The 268-nt window shown below is 42.5% G+C and carries 1 protein-coding gene; it reads right to left on the bottom strand.

What is annotated here, in order from left to right; genetic code table 11:
• Nucleotides 1-56 precede the first annotated feature (56 nt).
• On the bottom strand, nucleotides 57-268 hold a 212-nt coding region (locus tag I6E40_RS10840; RefSeq protein ID WP_235387296.1), incomplete at its 5' end, for a hypothetical protein.

Here is a 268-nt window from a genome sequence, read left to right as displayed (position 1 = left end):
ACAATTAATGGGCATTAATGGAGAACCTCATGTCGAAGTTTGAAAAGCCCTTCCCTTTAGGGAGGGGTTGGGGGTAGGCTTCCGCTCCCAAAAACCAACAATTTTGAGCCATTTTTCAGCGATTTGGCATTAACATTTTTAACTTTCGGGAACACTTTCCGCCTTCCAATTTTACCAATTCGGCGTGCAGTTTTGCTTTGCCTTCCCCTAATTAAAATTTGAGGAAGGCAAAGAAAAATTAGAGGAAGGCAAATTTTTCCCGGATGCG

The sequence above is a fragment of the Prevotellamassilia timonensis genome, from assembly GCF_021531665.1.
Taxonomy (GTDB): Bacteria; Bacteroidota; Bacteroidia; order Bacteroidales; family Bacteroidaceae; genus Alloprevotella.
This window is presented reverse-complemented; position numbering and strand designations above follow the sequence as displayed.